Consider the following 21,351-nt stretch of genomic DNA (forward strand, 5'->3'; position numbering starts at 1 on the left):
CCTCCTCGAATGCCAGGCAATGCGTTCAGATTCTGAACACAACCTGAACGCGAAGGCTCAGCGGAGCCGCTGACTGATGACCTTGGACACCCCGTCGCCCTGCATCGAGACCCCGTAGAGGGCGTCCGCGACCTCCATCGTGCGCTTCTGATGGGTGATGACGATCAGCTGGGAGCTCTCCTGGAGCTCTTCCATGATGCGGATCAGCCGCTGCAGGTTGGTGTCGTCGAGCGCGGCCTCGACCTCGTCCATCACGTAGAACGGGCTGGGCCTGGCCTTGAAGATGGAGACCAGCAGGGCCACGGCCGTCAGCGACCGCTCGCCGCCGGACAGCAGCGAGAGCCGCTTGACCTTCTTGCCCGGCGGCCGGGCCTCGACGTCGATGCCGGTGGTCAGCATGTTGTCCGGGTCCGTCAGGACCAGCCGGCCCTCGCCGCCCGGGAACAGCCGCGAGAACACCCCCTCGAACTGCCGGGCGGTGTCGTGGTACGCCTCGGTGAAGACCTGCTCCACCCGCTGGTCCACCTCCTTCACGACCTGAAGGAGGTCGGCGCGGGTCTTGCGCAGGTCCTCCAGCTGCTCGCTCAGGAACCGGTGGCGTTCTTCGAGGGCCGCGAACTCCTCCAGCGCGAGCGGATTCACCTTGCCGAGCTGCTGGTAGGCGCGTTCGGCCGACGCCAGCCGCTTCTCCTGCTGCACGCGGACGAACGGGCCCGGCCGGTTGCGGGGGTGCCCCGGGTCCTCGGGCAGCTCCTCGCCGTCCGCCGGCGGGGACGGGGGCACCGGCTGGTCGGGCCCGTACTCGCCGACGAGCCCCCCGGCGTCCATCCCGAACTCCTCCAGCGCCCTGGCCTCCACCTGCTCGATGCGCAGCCGCTTCTCGGCGCCGAGCACTTCGCCCCGGTGGACGGAGTCGGTGAGCTTGTCGAGCTCCCCCTTCAGGTCGCGGCCACTGCCGCGGGCCCCGGCGAGCTCGCGCTCGCGCAGGCCCTTGGCGTGTTCGGCCCCGGCGCGCTCCTCCTGCGCGCGGAGCAGCGACACCTCCACGTGGGCGAGCAGTTGCCGGGCTCCGTCGGCCACGGCCCGGGCCACCTCGGCCTCGTGACGGCGCCGGGCCCGGCGCCGCTCGGCCCGGGTCCGGGCCTCCCGTTCCGCGCGGGCGCCGCGGTCGAGCGAATCGGCCCGGCCGGCCAGCGCCTTGACCCTTTCCTCGTGCGTCCTGAGCTGGAGCCGGGCCTCCATCTCGGTCTGCCGCGCGTTGGCCCCGTCGGCCGCGAGCCGGTCCCGGTGGGAGGTGTCCGGCTCGTCCTCCACCGGCATCTCCTCGGCCGTCGCCAGCCGCTCCGCGCACTCCTCCACCTCCAGCAGCGCCTGTTCCAGCGCGTCCTGGGCCTTGGCCGCGGCGGTGGAGCTGCGCTCGGCCTCCCCCTCGGCCCCCTTCGCCTGTCCGGCGAGGCGCCCGAGCTGCTGGGCCACCCCGGCCCGCGCCCGCTCCCCCGCCCGGCGCCGCTCGGCGAGTTCCTCCACGAGGTCGGCGGCGACGCGGCGGCGTTCCCGGGCGGCCTCCTGGGCCCGGGCCAGTGCGCGGCACCGCCCGTCCAGGCGGTCCAGCTCCGCCGCCGCCTCGTCGACGGCCGACCGGACCTCGATCAGGCTGGGCGCTCCGGCCGAGCCGCCGTGCGCGAGGTGGGCGCCGAGCACGTCGCCCTCCACGGTGACGGCCACCACGCCGGGGCTGCGCGCCACGAGCGCCTCCGCCTCGGCGAGGCCGCCGACCACGACGTGGTCCCGCAGCACCCAGGCCGCGGCCCGTACGACCGCCGCGTCCCCGTGCACGAGCCCGACGGCGGCCACCGCGACACCGCCTCCGGCGCCGCCGGGCCGCGGTGCGGCCGGGTACGGTTCGGGCGCCTCGGACCCGTCCCGGCGGAGGTGCCCGGCGGGTGCCGGTACCCCGCCGGGGGTCGTGCCCGTCTGCCCGCGCCCGCCGGCGGCCGCGTCGGCGCCGGCCGCCGGTACGGCCCCGTCCGGGCGGACCCGGGCCGTGGCCGCCGGCGCGGGCGCGGCCTCCCGTGCCGGCACCTCGGCAGGGCCGCCCTCCGGCCCCTGACCGGGCACGCCCGGTACGCGATCCCGGTCCCCGCCCGGGGCCGAACGGGGTACACCGGCGACCGCGTCGGCCCCGCCCGGCTCCGCACCGGCAGCCCCGGGAACCGGCACCGCGCCCTGCCCGGGAACGTGCCCCGCGCCCCCGGCCGGAACCGGCCCGGAGGGGACCCCGGTCCCGCCGGGCACCCCCGGCCCTCCGGGGAGCCGTCCCCCGGGCCCGGCACCGGACGGGGTCTCGGGGAGCGGGCCCGGAGCGTACGCGGACGCCTCCGACGGGTCCGCGGCCCCGGCAGCCGACGCGGCCTCGGGCCACCGGTCCGCGGGGCCCGCGTCCGCCCCCGGCCGGATCGCCGGAGCAGCCGCCCCCGCCGGGTCCGCGGGCAGGACGTCCGCCGCGGCCCGGGCCCCGGCGGCCTCCGAGGCCGCCCGCGCGGCGGCCGGCGGGGTGATCAGCAGGGTCGCGCGGCCCGCGTCCCCGGACCGGAGGTGCCGGATCGCCGCCGCGGCCGCCCCCGGGGAGGCCACCGACACCGCGTCCGCCGCCGAGCCCAGCGCCGCGGCCACCGCGACCTCGTACCCGGGGGTGACCGAGAGCCGCTCCGCCGCCGGACCCAGCAGTCCGGCCAGCCGTTCCCGCGCCGCGAGCAGCGCACCCGTACCGTCCTTGCGGCGCAGCCCGAGCGCCAGCGCGTCCCGTCGCGCCGACACCGCCGCCCGCGACCGTTCGGCCTCCGTCACCGCGTCGCGCGCGGCGGACAGTCCCGCCTCCGCGGCGGCCAGCTCGGCCCGGGCCGCCCCGTACTCCTCCTCCACCGACGGGTCGTCGAGGCCGCCGACCTCCTCCGCCAGCGCCTCGTACTCCTCCCGCGCGGCCACCGCACGGTGCCCGGCCTCGTCGCGCGCGGCGACCAGCCGGTCGATCTCGGACTGGGCCGAGCCGGCCCGCGTCCGGGCCGCGCCCAGCCGGCCGGTCAGCCGGGCCAGCCCCTCGCGCCGGTCGGCGATGGCGCGCGCCGCGTCCCGCAGCCGGCGTTCCTCCTCGGCCAGGGCCCGTTCCAGCTCCGCCCGGTGCCCGGCGGTGTCCTCCAGCGCGCGCGAGGCCGCTTCCAGGGCAGCCGTCAGCTCGGCCTCCTGCTCGCGGACGCGCGCGGCCTCCTTCTCCATGTCCTCGGGATCGCGGCCGCGCCGCTCCTCCTCCACCGGGGCCGTGGCGCTGCGGACCCGGGCGTCGGCCAGGGAGGCGGTGCCGCGGACCCGTTCGGCGAGCTGGGACAGCTCGTGCCAGGTCCGCTGGGCGAGGGTCAGCCGCGGCGCCAGCTCCCGTACGGCCTCCTCCAGCTCCGCCTCGCGCCGCAGCGCGCCCGCGAGGCGCGCCTCGGCGGCCTCCTTGCGCTCCCTCAGCGCGGCCTCGTCGGCGAGTTCGGCGTCGAGCGCCCCGCGCAGCGCGACCAGGTCGTCGGCGAGCAGCCGCAGCCGGGCGTCGCGCAGGTCCGCCTGGATGACGGCGGCCCGCCGGGCCACCGCCGCCTGCCGGCCGAGCGGCTTGAGCTGTCTGCGCAGCTCCTCGCCGAGGTCCTGGACGCGGGCGAGGTTGGCCTGCATGGCGTCCAGTTTCCGCAGCGCCTTCTCCTTGCGCTTGCGGTGCTTCAGGACGCCGGCCGCCTCTTCGATGAAGGCGCGCCGGCCCATGGGGTCGGCGTGCAGGACCGAGTCCAGCTGGCCCTGGCCGACGATGACGTGCATCTCGCGGCCGATGCCGGAGTCCGAGAGCAGTTCCTGGATGTCGAGCAGCCGGCAGGTGTCGCCGTTGATCTGGTACTCGCTGCTGCCGCCCCGGAACATGATCCGGGTGAGGGTGACTTCCGCGTACTCGATGGGCAGGGCGCCGTCGGAGTTGTCGATCGTCAGGGACACCTCGGCGCGGCCGAGCGGCGGACGCCCGGTCGTGCCCGCGAAGATGACGTCCTCCATCTTCCCGCCGCGCAGGGATTTGGCGCCCTGTTCGCCCATGACCCAGGACAGCGCGTCCACCACGTTGGACTTGCCGGAGCCGTTCGGGCCCACCACGCAGGTGATGCCCGGCTCGAACCGCAGGGTGGTGGCGGAAGCAAACGATTTGAAGCCGCGCAGGGTCAGGGACTTGAGGTGCACGCCGCCGGACTCTACCTTTCGCGTCCGGTTTCACCCACGAAGGAGCGGGTGGGACGGGCGCGCGCGGCGTACGGGAAGGGGGTGGTGGAAGGTGTGCGGAACAGGGTGGGAAAGAAAGAAGGGACGCCGAAGCGTCCCTTGCAGATCAAGCGGGGCCGGAGTCCGGCGACGAGCGAACCCGGATCAGGTGAGCGCAGGCTCCGCCTGGGGTACGTCGATGTCGATGCTGTCGAGCAGCGAGTCTCCGTCGTGCTGAGCGGCGGCCGCGTTCAGTGCGTCGTTCTCGGACTGAATCCGTACGAGCTCGGACTCCAGGTCCTGGACGCGCTGCTGAAGCCGTCGCATCTCGGCGAGGAGTCGCGGATCGGAACCGCCGACGTAACCGAGAAGCGCCTTTGCCATGATGGATGGTCCTCCACACTGAGTGACCGACCGAAGCGGTGTGGGTCGTGAGGGAATCGCACCCGCGGATGTCCGGCAGCGACTGACAGTCACTGCGCTTACTACTGTCAACACTGCCAAACAGCTCAGGTGCGCGGGGCTTCCAGCGTCTCACCAAAAAGTTTGACGGTCAACACGATCACGCCCCGTATCGGCGGGCGGCCCGGTCCTCGCAAGGGATCCGGAGATCATCCTCGCCTCCGAGCCTTCCACGGAACAGCCGCGTCGGCAACGGCTCGGGGAAGAACGCGCAGTTCCGGGGGTGTACGGGTGGCCGTGGAATGTGATCAGTGCATGATCGGCCGATCGGTCATCTGATCGCGAACCCGTCGTAGCCGCCCCGCGGTGTGCTCCAGATCTCCGTCACCCCGTCCACCCGGCCGGGCGTGTCGGCGGAGCGGAGCCAGTCGAGGAGCCGGTGGCAATTCTCACGTTGCCCTTCGGCCACCACCTGCACCCGGCCGTCGTCGAGGTTGAGCGCGAAGCCGACCACTCCCCCGATCTCCAGGGCATTGGCCCTGGTGAACCAGCGGAAGCCCACTCCCTGCACACGGCCGCGCACCCAGGCGGTCAGCCGGACGTCTTCATTCATGCGTGAACGCTAACCGGGCAAACACTTTCGCCCCTCATCGCCCCCTGGCCCCATGGCGTACAGTCGCGCAGCAATGAACTCATCCGTTCGGGTGAGTGAAAGATGATCTTTTATCTGGTAAGGAAGGGCACGCCGCCGATGGGACGCCCCGGACTCCACGCCGCGCCGCGCAGCGGTGGCAAGCGCCGCACCGCCGTGCGCACCGGCCTGCTGGGCGTCTCGGTGGCCGTCGCCCTGGGCGCGGCCGCCGTCACCACGGGCTTCGTGCCGGTCGGCAGTTCCTTCCCCTACGTGGGCGTCGACTCCCGGGACGGCTCGGCGCGCACCGGCGCCGAGGCCGGCTCCTCGCCGCCGTCCTCCGACGGAGCGCCGGACCGGCAGGGCGGCCTCGCCAACCTCAACGGCCGCGCCTCCGCGGGCACCGGTACGGGCGCCGGCCCCTCCGGCGCCCCGTCGGCCTCTCCCACCCCGTCGGTCACCCCGAGCCCGTCCGCATCGGAGTCCGCCACAGCGCCTGCCGCACCGTCCGCACCGGCTCCCGCTCCTTCGGAGCCGAGCGGTCCGCCGGCCGCGGCTCCCGTCCCGGCGCCGGCGCCGTCCAGCGCGGCCCCGTCGGCGCGGGTCCCGGAGAAGACCGCCGCCCCGGCCCCCGCGAAGCCGACTCCTGCGAAACCGGCCCCCGCGAAGCCGACCCCCGCGAAGCCCGCTCCCCCGAAGCCGGCGCCCTCCAAGCCCGCTCCCCCGGCCCCGCCCAAGCCGAAGCCCGAGCCCTCGCCGTCGGCCCCGGCCGGGGGCGACCGCTCCGCCGAGGAGGCGGCCGTGGTGGCCCTGGTGAACCAGGAGCGCGCGATGGCCGGATGCGGCCCGGTCCGGGCCAACCCGCCGCTCGCCGCGCTGGCCGGAGCCTTCAGCAAGGACATGGCCGTACGCGGCTTCTTCGACCACACCGATCCCGACGGGAAGACCCCCTGGGACCGGGCCGCCCAGGCCGGCATCGCGGGCCTCGGCGGCGAGAACATCGCCCGCGGCCAGGGCGACGCCGCTTCGGTCATGAACGCCTGGATGAACAGCCCCGGCCACAAGGCGAACATCCTGAACTGCGAGTTCCGCACCCTGGGCGTGGGCGTCCACTTCGCCGCCGGCGGCCCCTGGTGGACGCAGGACTTCGGCTTCTAGTCGCGGCGGGTGCGCCCGCCGCCCGGCTCAGGCGGAGACGAGCGCCGCGTCCGCGAGGCCGGCGCCCGCCAGGGCCGCGCGGCCCGCCACCACGACGCGGGTGTGCTCGGCGACCCGGCGGCCCAGGTGCTCGGCCGTGGCGATGTCCGCCGCGTGGACGCCTTCCGGGCCCTCGTCGGAGTTGGTCTGTGCGGCGGCGCCGGCGAAGAAGCCGAGGCGGTTGAGGTCGTTCTCCGACCCGGCGGTGGAGTTCCAGCCCGGCTTGAGACCCAGGTTGACCCAGCTCATGCCGTGCTGCGCGGCCAGCGTCTGGAAGAACTGCAGGGTGTGCAGCTTGTCGCCGCTCTTCGAGCCCGAGTTCGTGAAGCCCGCGGCCACCTTGTCCTGCCAGACGTCCCCGAACCAGCGCTTCGAGGTGGCCTCGGCGAAGACGTGGAAGGCGCCGGAGGCGGTGCCCATGTAGGTCGGGGAGCCGAAGACGATCGCGTCGGACGCGTCGAGCAGCTCCCACCGGGCGTCGTCGATCTCGTCCACCTTGATCAGGTGCACGACGGCCCCGGCTTCGGCGGCGCCGCGGCGGACCGCCTCGGCGACGACGGCGGTGTGGCCGTACCCGGAGTGGTAGGCGATCGCGACGACGGGGGCGGGGGTGGTGGCGGACAAGGCGGTCTCCTCGGTCGGTCCGGCTGCGCCGCCCCGCGGAGGTGCGCGGCGACGAACAGAAGAGAATCACTTACTTTTAGAAAGCGCAAGCGTACAGTTAGCGCTACCTGGAGGTAGGCTCTACGCATGGAGACAGCAGCCGCCCGTACCGAAGCCGCCGGATCAGACCTGCCGTTCGACGTGTTCGCGCGCGCGTGCCCGTCCCGGGAGACCCTGGAGCACGTCACCGGCCGCTGGGGCAGCCTGACCGTCGGGGCGCTGCGGGAAGGGCCCTGCCGCTTCAACGAGCTGCGCCGGCGCGTCGAGGGCGTGAGCGAGAAGATGCTCTCGCAGACCCTGCACGCGCTGGAGCGCGACGGCATCGTCCACCGCGAGGCGCAGCCGACGAACCCGCCGCGCGTCGACTACGAACTGACCCCGCTCGGCATCGAGGTCGCGGACCGGCTGCTCGCCCTCATCCACTGCGTGGAGGGCAGCATGGCGCAGGTCCTGACCGCCCGGGGCGCCTACGACGCGACGCGCGCCGGGCGCTGACAGCGCGGGCAGAAGTAGCTGGACCGGTTCATCCACGGCCGGCGCCGCATCGGGGTGCCGCAGCGGCGGCAGGGCTCGTCCTCGCGGCCGTAGGCGTCCAGCGAGCGGTCGAAGTAGCCCGACTCGCCGTTCACGTTGACGTAGAGGCTGTCGAAGCTGGTGCCGCCGACCGCGAGCGCGGCGTTCATGACGTCCCGGACGTGGCCGAGGAGTTCCGCGCTCCGCGGGCGCGCGAGCGTGGCGGTGGGGCGCTCGTAGTGCAGCCGGGCGCGCCACAGCGCCTCGTCGGCGTAGATGTTGCCGACCCCGCTGATCAGCGACTGGTCCAGTAGCGCCCGCTTGAGGGTGGTCCGCCTGGCGCGCAGCGCGAGGTGGTAGGCGCCCTCGTCGAACAGGGGGTCCAGCGGGTCGCGGGCGATGTGGGCGATGACGTCGGGCAGTCCGTCGGGGGTGTTCTCGTGCAGCGAGAGCCCGCCGAAGGTGCGCTGGTCGACGAAGCGCAGTTCGGTGCCGAGGTCGTCGTCGAAGCGCACCCGGACGCGCAGGTGCTTCTCGTCCGGGGAGTCCTGCGGCTGTACGAGCAGCTGCCCGCTCATCCCGAGGTGCCCGAGCACGGACAGGTCGCGCCCCTCCAGCGGCAGCCACAGGTACTTGCCGCGGCGCTGCGGCACCCCGAGGGTGCGGCCGCCCAGCCGCGCCGCGAAGTCCGCGCCGCCGCCCGGGTGCCGGCGCACCGCGCGCGGGTGCAGGACCTCGACGGACTCCACGGTCCGCCCCGCGACCCAGCGCTCCAGCCCCCGCCGCACGACTTCGACCTCGGGCAGCTCGGGCACGGCTTCTCCTCCGGGACGGCACGGTTCTGGGCGCTGCCGCCGAGCCTACCGGCCCCGCCCCGGCCCCCCGAAACGGGTCCGCCCCGCCCCCTGCGAGCAGGGGGCGGGGCGGGGAATTCCCGAAGGAAGGGTCAGGCGCTCGGCGTCGGGTCGGCCGGGGCCGGCGCCCCGCCCTCCTCCGCCACGGCGTCGGCCGGAGCCGTCACCGCCGCCACGGGGGCCGAGGCGGCCGCGGCTTCCGCCGCGATCCGCTCGTCCGCCTTGGCGCGGATCCCGCGCCAGGCGGATTCCGCGGCCTGCTGTTCCGCTTCCTTCTTGCTGCGGCCGGTGCCGGTGCCGTACGAGACACCACCGACGCGAGCGGCAGCTGTGAAGGTCTTCTCGTGGTCCGGACCGGTCTCGGTGACCAGGTATTCCGGCACACCGAGGCCTTCTGCCGCCGTGAGCTCCTGGAGACTGGTCTTCCAGTCCAGGCCGGCCCCGAGGTTGGAGGACTTCTCGATGAGCGGGTCGAAGAGCCGGTGGACCAGCTCCGAGGCCGCGTCGAGGCCCTGATCGAGGTAGACCGCGCCGATCACCGCTTCAAGGGTGTCGGCGAGGATGGAGGCCTTGTCCCGGCCGCCCGTGCCCTCTTCGCCCCGGCCGAGCCGGATGAAGGAGCCGAGTTCGAGGCCGCGCCCGACCTCCGCCAGTGCGCGCGAGTTGACCACCGCGGCCCGAAGTTTGGCCAGCTGGCCTTCGGGGAGGTCCGGGTGGGTCGTGTACAGCGTGTCCGTGACCACCAGGCCCAGCACGGAGTCCCCGAGGAACTCCAGCCGTTCGTTGGTGGGCAGACCGCCGTTCTCGTACGCGTACGAGCGGTGGGTCAGCGCACGCACCAGAAGGGCGGACTCGAGTTGGTACCCGAGCCGCCCTTCCAGAAGCGTGTGGGACGAGGCCGCGTTGTTACTGTCTGCCTGCTTCTCAGCGTTGGACAGCTCAGACATTGCGCCTCTCACCAGCCGCTCAGACCTCGAGGACCTGGCGCTTGTTGTAGGTGCCGCAGCTCGGGCACGCAATGTGCTGGAGCTTCGGCTCCTGGCAACGCTCGCACGAAACCAGGGTGGGGACCGCAGCCTTCCACTGCGACCGGCGGTGGCGCGTGTTGCTGCGCGACATCTTCCGCTTCGGAACAGCCACGGCTACTTCTCCTGCTTCTCGGCGGCGCTCTGAACTCCGTCAGATGCAGTGCCGCTCATGTTGTCCTTCTCGCCGTCCTGATCGGTCACGACGAGTTCCTGCAATGCCGCCCAACGGATGTCGACGGCATCATGGTGGTGGTCCGGGTCGTCGTTCAGGCTGAGCCCGCAATCGGGGCACAGTCCGAGACAGTCCTCCCGGCACACCGGCTGCAGCGGCAGTGCGAGCACCACCACGTCGCGCAGCACGGGTTCGAGGTCGAACAAGCCGTCCTCGAGGAAGAGCGTGTCCTCGTCGTCCTCGGCGTCGTCGGCCGGCTCCGCCTTGGGGCGGGTCCGGTCGTCGGCGTCAGGGTACGAGAACATCTCCTGGAAGTCCGCCTTGAGCTCGCGCTCGACGGACTCCAGACACCTTACGCACTCCCCCACGGCCGACGCACGGGCGGTGCCTGTGACGAGCACCCCTTCCATGACCGACTCCAGACGGAGCTTGAGCTTCAGCGGGGCGCCTTCCGGCACTCCGATGACCCCGGCGAGACCGAGGTCCGCCGGTGCTTCGATCTCGCGGGACAGCCGCTGCATGGCACCAGGACGCCGACCCAGCTCGTGCGTGTCGAACACGAGGGGGTTGCGGTGGTCGAGGCGGGTATTCAGGGCCGTTCCTGCTTTCACGAATTGCCGAAGATCAAGAATTCCGCCACTCAAGGGCAGCATGGATCGCGGTGCATACGCGCGACCGAAGAGCCAGGATACCCGGCGCTTCGCCCTGAGCCCAATCCGGCCCTAGCGGCCCTGCTCGTACTGGCGCAGCTGGTCCAGGTTGATCATGCTCGTGTCGAACAGGCTGGTCTCGTCGAGCGCGGGCTGCTGCTGCGGCTGGTGCTGCTCCTGCGGCTGCTGCCGGGGCTGGTGCTGCTGGTGGTCCTGCGGCTGCTGCTGGTAGCCGGCGTAGGGGTCGGGCTGCTGCGGGTAGGCGCCGTAGGGGTCCGGCTGCTGCTGGTAGCCGCCGTACGGGTCCTGGTAGCCGTACGCGTCCTGCTGCGGGACGGCGGGCTGCCCCGCGTACTGCCCGGCGTACGCGTCGTAGACGGGCTCCGGCTGGACCCGGGCGGGGGGCGACGGCTGCTGCCGGGCGGCCACCGGGTCCGGTTCCGCCAGGCCCGCCAGGAAGTCCGCGTCGCTCGCGGAGCGGGAGGGCCGGCCGCCCGCCGCGTCCTGGGCGGCCATGTGCGCGCCGAGGTCGTCCGTCGGCACCCGGCCCAGCAGCTTCTGCCGGCCCCTGCCCACGGCCTCCAGGGTCTTGGAGAGCACCGCCTCGAAGGTGGCCAGCTTGGCGTCCACGTAGGCGTCCGCCTGCTGCCGCTGCGTCTCGGGGTCGTGGCTGCGCTCGGGCGCCTCGGCGTCCGGGTGGCCGTGGTCGTCGAGTCCCGGTCCGCGCCCCAGCAGCTTCTCCCGGCCGCGGTCCACGGAGCCGATGGTCTTGCCGAGCACGACCTCGAAGTTGGCCAGCTTGCTGTCGACGTAGTCGTCCGCCTCGGCGCGGATCTCCTCGGCCTCGCGCCGGGCCTCGTCCAGGATGCGGTCCGCCTCGGCCTGCGAGCGCCGCGCGACCTCGGTGTCGGAGACCAGCGAACCGCGCCGGCTGTGCGCGGACTCGATGATCCGCTCCGCCTCGCGGCGCGCCTCCTCGACCATCTGCTCCCGGCCGCCGATGAGCTCCTGGGCCTGGGCGAGCGAGCCGGGGAGGGCCTTGCGGACCTCTTCGAGCCGGGCGAGGAGATCGGCCCGGTTGATCACGCAGGAGGTCGACATGGGCATGGAGCGGGCGCCGCCGACGGCCGCGACGATCTCGTCGAGCTTCTTCTGCACGTCCATGGGGGCTCGCACTCTCTCGGCCTCGGGCGGTTCCCGAGTCGGACGGCATCGACTGTAAGGCCACCGGGCCCGGCCCCGACACCGCCTGACGGACCGTCAGCCGGTCAGCGGTCGCGCAGCCGTTCCAGCAGGGCGGCGTGCACGTGGGCCGGGAGCAGGTGGGCCACGTCGCCGCCCCAGGTCGCGACCTCCTTGACCAGGGAGGACGACAGGAAGCTGTAGGTGGGGTTGGTCGGTACGAAGAGGGTCTCGACGCCCGACAGCCCCATGTTCATCTGGGCCATCTGGAGCTCGTAGTCGAAGTCGCTGACGGCGCGCAGGCCCTTGACGATGGCCGGGATGTCGCGCTGCTTGCAGAAGTCGACGAGGAGGCCGTGGAAGGACTCGACCTGGATGTTCCCGTAGTCGGAGGTCGCCTCGCGGATCAGCTCGATCCGTTCCTCGACGGTGAACAGCCCCTGCTTGGACTGGTTGATCATCACGGCGACGTGGACCACGTCGTAGAGCCGGGAGGCCCGGCCGATGATGTCGAGGTGCCCGTTGGTGATGGGGTCGAACGACCCCGGACAGACGGCGCGGCGCAACTGAAGTCCCTCGCTCTCCGGTGCGGGAATCATGAATCTTCGCTGGTGAAGGCGGCGCGACCGTACCAGAGCGTGCCCTCGCCGTACGTGCGGGACCGGAGCGGTTCGAAGCCCGGGGGCCACGGGAAGGCGCCGCTCCTGGTCCTGCGCTCCACGGTGACGAGCGCATCGTCGGTGAGCCAGCCATTGGACCGGAGTGTGAGGAGGATCTCGCCAAGATCGTCGTGCGCGACGTCGTACGGCGGGTCCAGGAAGACCACGTCGTACGGGTCCCCGCCCGCGGCCGCGGCGACGACCTGCTCGGCCTTGCCGGAGCGGAATTCGGCGCCGGGCAGGCCCACCGCGGTGATGTTCGCGCGGATCGCCCTGGCCGCCTTGGCGTCGGGCTCGACGAGCAGGGCGTGGTCCGCGCCGCGGGAGAGCGCCTCCAGGCCGACCGCGCCCGATCCCGCGTACAGGTCGAGCACCCGGGAGCCCTCGATGCCGTGCAGCGACTCCCAGGTGGAGAAGAGTCCTTCGCGCATCCGGTCCGAGGTCGGGCGGGTGCCGGTGCCGGGCGGCACGGTCAGCCGTCGCCCGCCGGCGCTGCCGGCGATCACGCGGGTCATCTGGGGTTCCTTCGTACGGCGTCGGTCGGGAGGTCAGGGCTCCAACGATAGGTCGTGCCGGTCAGCCCTTCTCCAGGTACTGCTCGCGCTCGGTGTCGAGGAGGGCGTCGAGGGCGGTGCGCAGGCCCGGCAGCCGCTCCAGTTCGGGGTCGTCGGCGACGACCCGGGTGGCCTCGTCCCGGGCCTGGGCGATGACCTCCTCGTCCTCGATGACGGCGAGCATCCGCAGCGAGGACCGCACTCCGGACTGGGCCTGGCCCAGGACGTCGCCCTCGCGGCGCTGCTCCAGGTCGATCCGGGAGAGCGCGAAGCCGTCGAGGGTGGCGGCCACCGCCGCGAGCCGGGCCCGGGCGGGGCTCGCCTCGTGCATCTCGCTCACCAGCAGGCACAGGCCGGGCGCGGAGCCGCGGCCGACGCGGCCGCGCAGCTGGTGGAGCTGGGAGACGCCGAAGCGGTCGGCGTCCATGATGACCATGACGGTGGAGTTCGGGACGTTCACCCCGACCTCGATGACGGTGGTGGCGACGAGGACCTTGACCTCTCCGGCGGCGAAGCGCCGCATGACGTCGTCCTTGTCGGAGGGGTCCATCCGGCCGTGCAGCACCTCGACGGGCAGGCCTGCGAGGGGGCCCCGGGCGAGTTGTTCGGCGATCTCCAGGACGGCGAGGGGCGGGCGCCGCTCGCCGTCCTCCTCGGCGGCCTTCTTCTTCCTGGGCTCGTCCTCGCCGTCCCCGATCCGGGGGCAGACCACGTACGCCTGGTGGCCGTTCTCCACCTCTTCGCGGACCCGCTCCCAGGCGCGGGCGAGGAAGTGGGGCTTGTCCTTGGCGGGGACCACGTGCGTGGCGATCGGGGAGCGGCCGGCCGGCAGCTGGTCCAGGACGGAGGTCTCCAGGTCGCCGAAGACGGTCATGGCGACGGTCCGCGGGATCGGGGTCGCCGTCATCACGAGCAGGTGCGGGGGCTGTTTGCCCTTGGAGCGCAGGGCGTCGCGCTGTTCGACGCCGAAGCGGTGCTGTTCGTCGACGACGACCAGGCCGAGGTCGTGGAACTGCACCTTGTCCTCGATGAGGGCGTGGGTGCCGATGACGATCCCGGCCTCGCCGGTGACCAGGTCGAGCAGGGCCCGGCGGCGGGCGGGGGTGCCCATCGAGCCGGTGAGCAGCGTGACCTTGGTGCCCCGGTCGGAGCCGCCGAGCATGCCGCCCTCGGCCAGTTCCCCCATCATCTCGGTGATGGAGCGGTGGTGCTGCTGGGCGAGGACCTCGGTGGGCGCGAGCATCGCGGCCTGGCCGCCCGAGTCGACGACGGCGAGCATCGCGCGCAGCGCCACCATCGTCTTGCCGCTGCCGACCTCGCCTTGGAGGAGGCGGTGCATGGGGTGGCTGGTGGCCAGGTCGTCGAAGATCTCCTTGGAGACGGAGAGCTGGCCGTCGGTGAGGGTGAAGGGCAGCGTGGCGTCGAAGGAGTCCAGCAGGCCGCCGGGGGTGGGGCGGCGCGGGACGGCCGGGAGCTGGGAGTCGGCGTGGCGGCGGCGGGCCAGGGCGACCTGGAGGACGAAGGCCTCGTCCCACTTCAGGCGCCGGCGGGCGTCCTCGATGTCGGCTTTGGTGGCCGGCCGGTGGACCTTCAGCAGGGCCTCGGCGAGCGGGACCAGGTCGCGGCCGTCGCGCAGGGCGGCCGGGAGGGGGTCGACGGCCTCCGGGATGCCGGGCAGGACGGCGTCCACGCATTTGGCGATCTTCCAGGACTCCAGCTGCTTGCAGGCCGGGTAGATCGGGATGAGCTGGTTCGCGAAGGCGGCCGCGGCGTCGTCCTCGCCCGCCTCGCGGCCGAGGGGCTCGTAGGCGGGGTGGGCGAGTTGCAGCTTGTGGTTGAACTTCGAGACCTTGCCGGCGAACATCGCGCGGCTGCCGGGGAGCAGGTCCTTGTGCGGTTTGTGGACGCCGGCGCCGAAGAAGACCAGTTGGAGGCGGCCGCTGCCGTCGGTGATGGTGACCTCCAGGCGCTTGCCGCCGCCGCGGCTCCCCTGGTAGGTCAGCAGCCGGGCGTCGGCGACCTGGGCGACGACGGTGACGTGTTCGTCGATCTGGTCGGCGAGCTCGGCCAGCGAGGTCAGCTCCCCGCGCTCGGCGTACCGCCGCGGGTAGTGGTGGAGCAGGTCCAGGGCCGTGTGCAGGCCGAGGTGCTCGGCCAGCACCTTGGCGGTGGCGGGGCCGAGCGTCTTCTTGAGGTCTTCGTCGAGCGCGGGCACGTGTTCCATTGCACACCATGGCGCCGACAAGCCGGTTATTCGACCCCGATGAGCAGCGGGGCGCAGTACCGCCCGCCGCGGTAGGTGACGGTGTCCACGGCCAGGTGGCCGTGCTGGACGTACGCCTCCAGGCGTTCGGCGAGCGCGTCGGGCACCTCGGGGCCGAGCACCAGGGTGACCAGCTCTCCGCCGGAGCCGAGCATGCGCTCCAGGACGGCCTCGGCGGTCTCGGCCAGGGCGGTGCCGATGACGGCGACGTCCCCGTCGATGAGGCCGAGCACGTCGCCGGCCTGGCAGATGCCGGCCGAGGTGAAGGACCGGCTTTCGGCGACGGCCAGTTCTCCGTAGCGGGTGGCGCCGGCGGCCGCGGTCATGGCGACCACGTCCTCGTCGAAGGTGGCGTCGGGGTCGTGCACGGCGAGGGCGGCCAGGCCCTGGACCGCGGAGCGGGTGGGGACCACGGCCACGCGGACCCCGTCGGCGCGGGCCTGTTCGGCCGCCGCGGCGGCGACCGCCCGCAGTTCCGCGGCGCCGGGGAGCAGGACCACTTCGCGGGCGTGGGCGCGGCGGACGGCGTCGAGGAGTTCGGCCGCGGCGGGCACCTCCCCGGGGCGGGCGAGCACGGCGGTGGCGCCGGCCTCGCCGCACAGTCCGGCGAGGCCCTCTCCGGGGACCACGGCGACCACGGCCCGCTGGACGCGCTCGCCCCGGGCCCGGCGGCGTTCGTCGCCGAAGTGGGTGATCCGTATCCGGTACGGCCGCCCGGCGACGACCCCGGCCTCCACGGCCGCACCGGGGTCGTCCACGTGCACGTGGACGTTCCACAGGCCGTCGCCGCCGATCACCACCAGGGAGTCGCCGAGTCCGTCGAGCCGGGTGCGCAGGGTGGCGACGGACTCGTCGGAGGCCTCCAGCAGGTAGATCACCTCGTACCCGGGTCCCTCCTGCGCGTGGGCGCAGGGCTCCGGCGGCTGCGGTACGGGCACGGCCCGGCCGCGCACCGGCTCGGCGGCGGGCTCCTGCCCGGACAGCGCCTGCCACAGGGCCCCGAGAACGGCGACGACCCCGCAGCCCCCGGCGTCGACGACTCCGGCCCGGCCCAGCGCGGCCAGCTGCCCCGGGGTCTCGGCCAGGGCGGCGCGGGCCCCGTCGTAGGCGGCGCGGGCGACGTCGGCGGCGTTCCCGGCGGCGGCCTCGGCCGTGCGGCCGGCGCGGGCCGCGGCGGCCGCCACGGTGAGCATGGTGCCCTCGACGGGGTGCGCGACGGCCGCGTACGCGGATTCCGCGGCCCGGGTGAGGGCCCGGGCGAGCAGCGGTCCGGGCTCGCGGGGTGCGGGCTCCTCGCCCAGCACGTCGGCGACCCCGCGCAGCAGCTGGGCCAGGATCGTGCCGGAGTTGCCCCGGGCGCCGGTCAGGGCGCCGTGGGCGTAGGCGCGTACGGCGCGGGCGAGCGAGGTCGGGGGTGTGCCCTCGGTCACGTCCCCGAGGGCCTCGTCGAGGGCGCGGCCGGCGGATTCCGCGGTGAGGAGGAGGTTGGTGCCGGTGTCCGCGTCGGCCACCGGGTAGACGTTGATCGCGTCGATGTCCTCGCGGGCCCGGCCCAGTGCGGCCACGGCCAGCGAGCTCCAGGTGCGCACCGCTTCGGCGTCGAGGGTGTGCGGCTGAGGCTCGTGGGGCACCGGGCGTTCCTCCTTGTGCGGGCCGGGGTTCACCGCAGGGTAACGAAGGGCCGTCGGCCCGTCCGCCGGTCCGGCCCGCGGGCAGGGGGTGCCGGCCGTCGTGGTAGTTTTCTTGGACCGGCGCGGTCGTTGTATGCTGCTCCGGTTGCCCGATGAGAGTCGGGCCATTCCCCCGGCACACCACTTCGGACTTTCTGAATCCGGTGCGCCGGATTCACTGTAATTGCATCTGAAGTCTTTGGAGTGACCTGTGGCTGCCAACTGCGACGTTTGCGCCAAGGGGCCGAGCTTCGGCAACAGCATCTCCCACTCGCACCGCCGCACCTCGCGTCGCTGGAACCCGAACATCCAGCGCGTCCGTGCCGTGGTCAATGGGACGCCGAAGCGCCTCAACGCCTGCACCTCGTGCATCAAGGCCGGCAAGGTCTCGCGCTGACGCCTCCCGTCGTAGCGCAGCCCTTCCGGTTGCCAAAAAGGCCGGTTCACCTCTGGTGAACCGGCCTTTTGCCTTTCCCGGACCGCTCGGCGGCCCGGAGGGCGGCGGCCCTCAGCGGATGTTCCAGCCGTGGTCCACCGGGCCGATGCCCGCGCCGAGCGCGTAGCCCGCGGCGATGGCCCCGGTCACGTACTCCTTGGCCGCGCGGGCGGCGTTCGGGACGGACAGGCCCTTGGCCAGGCCGGCCGCGAGGGCGCTGGCGAGGGTGCAGCCCGTGCCGTGGGTGTGCCGGTTGTCGTGGCGGGGGGCCCGCAGCCAGTGCTCCTCGGTGCCGTCGGTGAGCAGGTCGACGGCCAGGTCGCCGCGGGCGTCGAGGTGTCCGCCCTTGATCAGGGCCCAGCGGGGCCCGTGGCCGAGCACGGCGTCGGCGGCGCGGCGCATGTCGTCCTCGGTCTCCACCACCACGCCGGTGAGCTGGGCGACCTCGTCGAGGTTGGGCGTCGCGACGGTGGCGCGGGGCAGCAGTTCCCTGCGCACGGCGTCCAGCGCGGAGGCCGCGAGGAGCGGGTCGCCGTGCTTGGAGACGCCGACGGGGTCCACGACGGCGGGCACCGGGGTGCCGGCGAGGAGTTCGGCCACGGTCTCGACGAGGACGGTGGAGGAGAGCATCCCGGTCTTGACGGCGTGCACGCCGATGTCGTCCACGACGGCCCGGTACTGGGCCGTGACGGCGTCGGCGGGCAGCTCCCACACTCCGCGCACCCCGAGCGAGTTCTGCGCGGTCACGGCGGTCAGCACGCTCATGCCGTGCACGCCGAGCGCGAGCATGGTCTTGAGGTCGGCCTGGATGCCCGCGCCGCCGCCGGAGTCGGACCCGGCGACGGTCAGGCACAGCGGCGGGGCGGCCCCGGGGGTGGACGCCGCGGCCGTCCCGGCGGTGGTGGGGGTCACGGGGCGTGGTCCTCTCCGGCCGGGTCGGCTCCGAAGTGGTCCCAGCCGCCGGTGCTGGTCCAGGGGGCGCCGTCGACGGTCACCTGGGGCAGCGCGGAGCGGTTGAGCACCCCGCCGATGACCTTCCAGCGGGCCGGCAGTTTCACGTCGGGCGGGAAGGTGGCCACGATCGCGTGGTCCTCTCCCCCGGTGAGCACCCACTGCAGCGGGTCGACGCCGACGGCCTGGCCGATGTCGTGCATCTGGCTGGGGATGTCGACGGCCGCGGAGCGCAGGTCGATCCGCACCTTGCTGGCCTCGGCGATGTGCCCGAGGTCGGCGATCAGGCCGTCGCTGACGTCGGTCATGGCGGTGGCGCCGAGTCCGGCGGCCGCGGGGCCCGCGTGGTACGGGGGTTCGGGCCGCCGGTGGGCCTCGACGAAGGCTCGCGGCGATCGGAAGCCGCGGGAGAGCACGGCGAAGCCGGCGGCGGACCAGCCGAGCCAGCCGGTGACGGCGACGACGTCGCCGGGCTGGGCGCCCGAGCGGAGCACGGGCTCGTGGTTGCGCAGGTCGCCGAGGGCGGTGATGGCGACGGTGATCATGTCGCCGCGGACCACGTCCCCGCCGACCACGGCGGCGCCCGCGACCTGGCACTCGTCGCGGATGCCGTCCATCAGCTCGGTGGGCCAGGTGACCGGGAGCTCGGCCGGGACGACCAGGCCGAGGAGGAGCGCGGTCGGCACCGCGCCCATGGCGGCGATGTCGGCGAGGTTCTGGGCGGCGGCCTTGCGGCCCACGTCGTAGGCGGTGGACCAGTCGCGCCGGAAGTGCCTGCCCTCGTGCAGGAGGTCCATGCTCGCCACGACCCGCCGGTCGGGGGCCGACACGATCGCGGCGTCGTCGCCGGGTCCGAGCCGGACCGCCGGGGTGGTGGTGAGCCGTGAGGTGAGTTCCCTGATGAGCCCGAACTCCCCCAGCTCGCCCACAGTGCCCTTCATCGCTGTGCCCCTTCTTGCCCAGTCCGCTTGCGGTCGCGAGCCGTCACAGCTCTGGGTACCGTCAACAGATACGTCAACTTCTGCACTTCGTACGCCCCGCTGTGCGCGGCACCGGGCCCGCGGGTCTCCCCGCGGCGCGCGGCGACGCGGTACCGTGGCGTCCCTTCTTCCCCCGGGAGTCCCACCCGAAGGTTAGGGGAAATGATCCTCGTGGCCGCCCTGGAGGTTCCGTGGTACAGGCGTACATCCTCATCCAGACCGAAGTGGGCAAGGCGTCGTCCGTCGCCGAGTCCATCGGCCAGATCCCGGGGGTGATCCAGGCCGAGGACGTGACGGGCCCGTACGACGTGATCGTGCGCGCCCAGGCCGACACCGTCGACGCGCTCGGCCGCATGGTCGTCGCCAAGGTCCAGCAGGTGGAGGGGATCACCCGCACCTTGACCTGCCCGGTGGTCCATCTGTAGCCCCCGTCTACTCTTGGCCGGTGATGTCCCTCCACCGCCGGCCCCTCCGTCTCCTGGCCCTGCCCGCCGCGCTGTCCGTACTGGCCCTCGCGGCGTGTTCGCCGGGCGGCTCCGAAGCCCGGGTGGCGCCGCCGTCCGCGCCGCCCGCCGACGTCGCGGGGTTCTGTGCGGCGCTGCACGCGGAACTCCCCGATGCGGTGGCCGGCCTGGCCCGGACCCCCACCGAACCGGCATCGGATCTGACCGCCTCGTGGGGCGGCTCGGCGATCGTACTGCGGTGCGGGTTGCCCAAGCCCCCCGAGATGGCCGATCCGGCGCAGGAGGGCGTCCACGTGAACGGCGTGGCCTGGCTGCTGGAGAAGCTCCCCGACGGCGGCGGCTTCCGGTTCACCACCGGCATGCGGCTGGCGTACACGGAGGTGCGGGTCGACAAGGAGCATGCCACGGACGCGGGCATGCTGGTCGGTCTGTCCGACGTCATCGCCACGACCGTGCCCGAGGGCATCTCCTCGTACTGAGTGCGGAGCGCGACGCGCGCCACCGGACGCGTCGCGCGGTCGCGCCGTACGGGACGGGGGCGTCGCGGACGGTCCCGGCACACCGCCGCCCGCCGGCCGCGCCTCTCGGCGCGGGACGGCGGGCGGTCGGCCGCTGGGTGCGCTCTAGCGCAGGCCGGTGGAGCGGCGCAGGGCCGCCTGGACGAGGCGGTCCACCAGCTCCGGGTACGCGATGCCCGACTCCTGCCACATCCGCGGGTACATGGAGATCGGGGTGAAGCCCGGCATCGTGTTGATCTCGTTGATGACGAACTCGCCGTCCTCGGTGAGGAAGAAGTCGGCGCGCACGAGGCCCTCGCAGGACGCCGCCTCGAAGGCCTCGATCGCGAGCCGCTGCACCTCGGCGGTCTGCTCCGGGGTCAGCGGGGCCGGCACGATCCCGGAGGCGGAGTCGATGTACTTGGCCTCGAAGTCGTAGAAGTCGTGGCTGGAGACGGGCGGGATCTCGGCGGGCACGCTGGCGCGCGGGCCGTCCTCGAACTCCAGGACGCCGCACTCGATCTCGCGGCCGCGCAGCAGCGCCTCCACGATGATCTTCGGGTCGTGGCGGCGGGCCTCGCGGATCGCGGCGTCCAGTCCGTCCGCGTCGTCGACCTTGGTGATGCCGATCGAGGAGCCGGCGCGGGCGGGCTTCACGAACAGCGGCCAGCCGTGCTCGCCGGCGAAGTCCAGGATCCTGGCGCGCGCCGCGTCCCGGTCGGCTTCCCACTCGCGGGGGCGGACGGTCACGTACGGGCCGACGCGCAGCCCGAACGAGGTGAACACCCGCTTCATGTAGTCCTTGTCCTGGCCGACGGCCGAGGCGAGGACCCCGGAGCCGACGTAGGGGATGCCGGAGAGTTCCAGCAGGCCCTGCAGGGTGCCGTCCTCGCCGTACGGGCCGTGCAGCACGGGGAAGACGACGTCGACCTCGCCCAGGGCCTTGGGGACGGCGCCCGGTTCGGTGTAGACGACCTCGCGGTTGGCCGGGTCGACCGAGAGCACGACGGCGCCGTCCTCGGAGTCGGCCAGCTCCTCGACGCTGGGGAGCCGGCGGTCGGCGATGGCCATCCGCGCGGGCTCGTCGGCGGTCAGCGCCCACCGGCCGTCCGTGGTGATGCCGATGGGCAGCACCTCGTACTTGGACCGGTCGATGGAGCGCAGCACGGCGCCCGCCGTGACGACCGAGATGGCGTGTTCCGAGCTGCGGCCGCCGAACACGACGGCCACGCGGGGCTTGCGGCCCTGCTGCTCAGGGGTCTGGGGGAGGTTCTCGCTGCTCATATCGCCACGAGGGTACCCGCTCG

21 protein-coding genes are annotated in these 21,351 nt (G+C 73.6%); 5 read left to right on the plus strand and 16 right to left on the minus strand.

Annotated elements, in window-relative coordinates; translation table 11 throughout:
• Positions 1-57 precede the first annotated feature (57 nt).
• From CP968_RS09780 to CP968_RS09790, 3 genes are all read right to left on the minus strand, one after another.
• On the minus strand, positions 58-4,260 hold the full coding sequence (locus CP968_RS09780; RefSeq protein WP_150517638.1) for a chromosome segregation SMC family protein: 4,203 nt from the start codon (positions 4,258-4,260) through the stop codon (positions 58-60).
• Positions 4,261-4,443: 183 nt separating this feature from the next.
• Complete coding sequence (locus CP968_RS09785) at positions 4,444-4,662, minus strand: hypothetical protein (protein ID WP_030032603.1); 219 nt, start codon at positions 4,660-4,662, stop codon at positions 4,444-4,446.
• Positions 4,663-5,011: 349 nt separating this feature from the next.
• Positions 5,012-5,293 carry an acylphosphatase gene (locus CP968_RS09790; RefSeq protein WP_150517639.1) on the minus strand — a complete coding sequence of 94 codons (282 nt, stop codon included), beginning with the start codon at positions 5,291-5,293 and terminating at the stop codon, positions 5,012-5,014.
• Between the two features lie 138 nt (positions 5,294-5,431).
• On the opposite strand from CP968_RS09790, the gene CP968_RS09795 reads away from it, so the two are divergent.
• Positions 5,432-6,469: a CAP domain-containing protein gene (locus tag CP968_RS09795; protein WP_150517640.1), complete on the plus strand. Its 1,038-nt coding sequence runs from the start codon at positions 5,432-5,434 to the stop codon at positions 6,467-6,469.
• A gap of 27 nt (positions 6,470-6,496) precedes the next feature.
• Here the strand turns inward: CP968_RS09795 and CP968_RS09800 are convergent, their stop codons facing one another.
• Positions 6,497-7,132: a flavodoxin family protein gene (locus CP968_RS09800; protein WP_150517641.1), complete on the minus strand. Its 636-nt coding sequence runs from the start codon at positions 7,130-7,132 to the stop codon at positions 6,497-6,499.
• 126 nt (positions 7,133-7,258) lie between these two features.
• Between CP968_RS09800 and CP968_RS09805 the strand changes: the two genes are divergently transcribed.
• Positions 7,259-7,666 carry a winged helix-turn-helix transcriptional regulator gene (locus tag CP968_RS09805; protein ID WP_150517642.1) on the plus strand — a complete coding sequence of 136 codons (408 nt, stop codon included), beginning with the start codon at positions 7,259-7,261 and terminating at the stop codon, positions 7,664-7,666.
• Here the strand turns inward: CP968_RS09805 and mutM are convergent.
• From mutM to CP968_RS09850, 9 genes are all read right to left on the minus strand, one after another.
• Complete coding sequence (gene mutM, locus CP968_RS09810) at positions 7,639-8,499, minus strand: bifunctional DNA-formamidopyrimidine glycosylase/DNA-(apurinic or apyrimidinic site) lyase (RefSeq protein WP_150517643.1); 861 nt, start codon at positions 8,497-8,499, stop codon at positions 7,639-7,641. The two genes, CP968_RS09805 and mutM, sit on opposite strands and share 28 nt — an antisense overlap.
• A gap of 131 nt (positions 8,500-8,630) precedes the next feature.
• Positions 8,631-9,485, minus strand: coding sequence for a ribonuclease III (gene rnc / locus CP968_RS09815; protein ID WP_150517644.1), 855 nt, complete (start codon positions 9,483-9,485; stop codon positions 8,631-8,633).
• A gap of 19 nt (positions 9,486-9,504) precedes the next feature.
• On the minus strand, positions 9,505-9,678 hold the full coding sequence (rpmF, locus tag CP968_RS09820; protein ID WP_003965982.1) for a 50S ribosomal protein L32: 174 nt from the start codon (positions 9,676-9,678) through the stop codon (positions 9,505-9,507).
• A gap of 2 nt (positions 9,679-9,680) precedes the next feature.
• The gene (locus CP968_RS09825; protein ID WP_150517645.1) at positions 9,681-10,391 is read right to left on the minus strand and encodes a YceD family protein; all 711 of its coding nucleotides are present in this window, start codon (positions 10,389-10,391) and stop codon (positions 9,681-9,683) included.
• Between the two features lie 69 nt (positions 10,392-10,460).
• On the minus strand, positions 10,461-11,552 hold the full coding sequence (locus CP968_RS09830) for a DivIVA domain-containing protein (RefSeq protein ID WP_150517646.1): 1,092 nt from the start codon (positions 11,550-11,552) through the stop codon (positions 10,461-10,463).
• A 104-nt stretch (positions 11,553-11,656) separates the two neighbouring features.
• Positions 11,657-12,136 carry a pantetheine-phosphate adenylyltransferase gene (gene coaD / locus CP968_RS09835; protein ID WP_189828964.1) on the minus strand — a complete coding sequence of 160 codons (480 nt, stop codon included), beginning with the start codon at positions 12,134-12,136 and terminating at the stop codon, positions 11,657-11,659.
• Between the two features lie 29 nt (positions 12,137-12,165).
• Positions 12,166-12,744 (minus strand): 16S rRNA (guanine(966)-N(2))-methyltransferase RsmD, encoded by a 579-nt coding sequence (rsmD, locus tag CP968_RS09840; protein WP_150517647.1) that lies wholly within the window; start codon positions 12,742-12,744, stop codon positions 12,166-12,168.
• Positions 12,745-12,805: 61 nt separating this feature from the next.
• On the minus strand, positions 12,806-15,007 hold the full coding sequence (recG, locus tag CP968_RS09845; RefSeq protein WP_150517648.1) for an ATP-dependent DNA helicase RecG: 2,202 nt from the start codon (positions 15,005-15,007) through the stop codon (positions 12,806-12,808).
• Positions 15,008-15,033: 26 nt separating this feature from the next.
• On the minus strand, positions 15,034-16,677 hold the full coding sequence (locus CP968_RS09850; protein ID WP_150517649.1) for a DAK2 domain-containing protein: 1,644 nt from the start codon (positions 16,675-16,677) through the stop codon (positions 15,034-15,036).
• 250 nt (positions 16,678-16,927) lie between these two features.
• Between CP968_RS09850 and rpmB the strand changes: the two genes are divergently transcribed.
• Complete coding sequence (rpmB, locus tag CP968_RS09855; RefSeq protein WP_073911113.1) at positions 16,928-17,113, plus strand: 50S ribosomal protein L28; 186 nt, start codon at positions 16,928-16,930, stop codon at positions 17,111-17,113.
• Between the two features lie 111 nt (positions 17,114-17,224).
• Here rpmB and thiD read toward each other — a convergent pair whose 3' ends face one another.
• Both thiD and CP968_RS09865 read right to left on the minus strand, forming a co-directional pair.
• Complete coding sequence (thiD, locus tag CP968_RS09860; RefSeq protein ID WP_150517650.1) at positions 17,225-18,064, minus strand: bifunctional hydroxymethylpyrimidine kinase/phosphomethylpyrimidine kinase; 840 nt, start codon at positions 18,062-18,064, stop codon at positions 17,225-17,227.
• Positions 18,061-19,044: a thiamine-phosphate kinase gene (locus CP968_RS09865; RefSeq protein ID WP_150517651.1), complete on the minus strand. Its 984-nt coding sequence runs from the start codon at positions 19,042-19,044 to the stop codon at positions 18,061-18,063. The genes thiD and CP968_RS09865 overlap by 4 nt, the downstream gene beginning before the upstream one ends.
• A gap of 230 nt (positions 19,045-19,274) precedes the next feature.
• Here CP968_RS09865 and CP968_RS09870 point away from each other — a divergent pair, with 230 nt between their 5' ends.
• Complete coding sequence (locus tag CP968_RS09870) at positions 19,275-19,508, plus strand: Lrp/AsnC family transcriptional regulator (RefSeq protein ID WP_150517652.1); 234 nt, start codon at positions 19,275-19,277, stop codon at positions 19,506-19,508.
• A gap of 23 nt (positions 19,509-19,531) precedes the next feature.
• Positions 19,532-20,026, plus strand: a complete 495-nt coding sequence (locus CP968_RS09875; protein WP_150517653.1) for a DUF3515 domain-containing protein — start codon at positions 19,532-19,534, stop codon at positions 20,024-20,026.
• Positions 20,027-20,170: 144 nt separating this feature from the next.
• Here the strand turns inward: CP968_RS09875 and CP968_RS09880 are convergent, their stop codons facing one another.
• Positions 20,171-21,328: a D-alanine--D-alanine ligase family protein gene (locus CP968_RS09880; RefSeq protein ID WP_150517654.1), complete on the minus strand. Its 1,158-nt coding sequence runs from the start codon at positions 21,326-21,328 to the stop codon at positions 20,171-20,173.
• Positions 21,329-21,351 lie beyond the last annotated feature (23 nt).

The sequence above is a fragment of the Streptomyces subrutilus genome (genome assembly GCF_008704535.1).
Lineage (GTDB): Bacteria > Actinomycetota > Actinomycetes > Streptomycetales > Streptomycetaceae > Streptomyces > Streptomyces subrutilus.